General features: G+C 37.8%; 2 protein-coding genes. Both read right to left on the bottom strand.

Annotated features, from left to right (window positions below):
- Window positions 1-2,226: hypothetical protein (locus ENL20_06660; protein HHE38237.1), on the bottom strand; the 2,226-nt coding region annotated here is incomplete at its 3' end.
- Window positions 2,227-2,314: 88 nt separating this feature from the next.
- On the bottom strand, window positions 2,315-2,633 hold a 319-nt coding region (locus tag ENL20_06665; protein ID HHE38238.1), incomplete at its 5' end, for a dephospho-CoA kinase.

The raw sequence follows: 2,633 nt of genomic DNA on the forward strand, positions 1-2,633 counted from the left end.
CATATCAGTGATGGGAACATTCGGGATTCCTGCAGAAATACTGATCCAATTTTCTTCCTCATTTCCTAAATAAAAAATCCCGGCATCAGAACCAACAAATATCCTGTTCGGAAGAGAAGGATCGAGAATGATGGAATTTATTGGGATTTCCGGGAGATTTGAGCTGATATCAATCCAATTTTGACCAAGATCTTCAGATTTGAAAACATGCGGTGCATTTTCATCCCATCGGAAACCGGAAATAGTTGTGTAAATTGTGTTTGGATAGAACGGATCTGCAGCAACTTTTGTTATCCAGCGATCGGGTAATCCATCCGTAACTTCGTTCCAGGTGTTCCCACCATTTTGGGAAACATGAACATTTCCATCATCGGTTCCGGCAACGACAATTTCCGGATCCAAAGGAGAAATCGCAATTGTGGTTACAGTATGATAACTACTTCCGTCATCTCCGTCCGTCAGATCACTGCTGACCGCTGTCCAATCATCACCATGATTGGTAGTTTTCCAGATGCGATAGGTTCCAAAATACAAAATATTTGGTTCAGTTGGGTGCATAGCCAGAGGAGAAGACCAGTTGGTGCGATCATATCCCATTTCGTCATTAATACTATAGAAATTATAACCTCCATTTGTCGATTTATTTAATCCTCCATATTGATATTCCGCATAAATTATGTTGGGATTATCATAATCGACAAGGCAATAAAATCCGTCTCCTCCAAGAATAACATGCCAGTCATCGAGATTCCCTGTTAAGGTTCTGATCGTGCTGTTATCTTGTGTTCCTCCGTAAACTCGTTGGGGATTTGTTCTGTCGATCTCGATGGCATAAAATTGAGTTAATGGAATATTTTCGAGCTTTGTCCAGTTATCACCAAGATCATAACTATAATATAATCCGCCATCATTCCCTTCCATGATCCTTCCGGTATTTTCATCGATTTCCAAGGCATGATGATCGACATGGATTTCTTCCATATTTCCATAATCAGCAAGTAAAATCCAGGAATCTCCGCTATTATCGGAACGATATAATTCCACTCCAAGAACATAAACCCGATTTTCATCTGACGGATCAACTCTTATTTGTCCAAAATACCAGCCGAAATAGGAATTCATTCCATCGAGATAATCATCATTTGTTCTTGTCCATGATTCCCCGCTATTGGAAGTTTTATAGACTCTAACTTCTGCATTCGGCATATCATAAAAAGTATAAAGAACATCCGGATTGGAGCGAGAAATATCGATTCCGATCCTTCCGACATCATTGCCGGTTGGAAGTCCGTTTGTGAGTTCAAACCAGTTGTCTCCTCCGTCGATGGTTTTCCAGATGCCGGAAGTTTCTCCGAATGATTGCCGGAAATTCAAACCTCGCAATCGTTCCCACATGGCAGCGTAAAGAATATTTGGATTGGTTGGATGTTGAACCAGGTCAACAGCAGATGTAATATCTGAAACGAACAACTTCCTTTCCCAAGTTAATCCACCGTCATCGCTGCGATAAATACCTCTTTCTTCATTTCCGGAAAATAGATTTCCGCAGGCAGCAGCGAAAACTCTTTCTGAATTTGTATGATCAACAATAATTCTGCCGATATATGCTGAATTTTCCAAACCGATGTGTTCCCAGTATTCTCCAGCATCTATCGATTTATAAATTCCATTCCCGAAAAAACTATAACTGGAAGCATTCGCTTCTCCAGTTCCAGCGTAAAGAATATTCTCGTTATCAGGATCCATAGCAATATCACCAATTGAAATTATAGGAGAATCAGAAAAAATATTTACCCAACTTTCTCCATTATTGATCGATTTGAAGATTCCACCCGAAGCTGCTCCAACATAAATTGTTTCAGGTGAGTTAGGATGAATTGCCAGGTCTGTGATTCTTCCTCCGATATTCGTTGGTCCAACTAATTCCCAATCATAACGCTGATTGGGGGAATTTTCATGAAGAGATTGTGCCTGCTGCATTCCAGCTAAATAAGATTCTAATCTAATCTCTTCATAGGGATAACATCGTTGATAAGCCATCCATTCGTTGGTCACAGCATTTGGTTCTTTTTTAAGAGGAGTTCCAAAAGGGCGTTCAACAAAGGGTTTGTATGGTTTCCTGATCCTTTTCCGACCTAAAGGATTTTGATCATATTTAAGATAGAAAAATAATTCAGCGATAATGATCAAAGCTAAAGTAATTAATAAAATGTTTTTGATTTTCATGGTTCCTCCGTTTTTTTAAAACTTGCTAAATTTAAAAAATTTAGCAAGTTTAACAATTTTAATAAAACGCATAACCTATACCATTTTTTTAAATTTCAAGCAATCTTTCTACTTGCTTGAACGGTAAGTCTTTCAAGGTGTTACAGAATTCCTCCAATTTCTGGTATAGATTGTTGATTTCTTTATTGTTAACAATATTTACATCTGCTCGTTCCTGTTTTTCTTCATCGGTCATTTGCGCAGCTATTTTTCTCTGAATTTCTGCTTTGGATAATCCATTACGATTTTTCAATCTTTGAATTAGATTTTCTTGTTTAGTGGAAATATTAATGGTCAGATCAAAACTTTTTTCCAATCCATTTTCAAATAAAAGGGGAATTTCAAAAAACAAAATTTCTGAATTTGAA

It is taken from the genome of Candidatus Cloacimonadota bacterium (assembly GCA_011372345.1).
Lineage (GTDB): Bacteria > Cloacimonadota > Cloacimonadia > Cloacimonadales > TCS61 > DRTC01.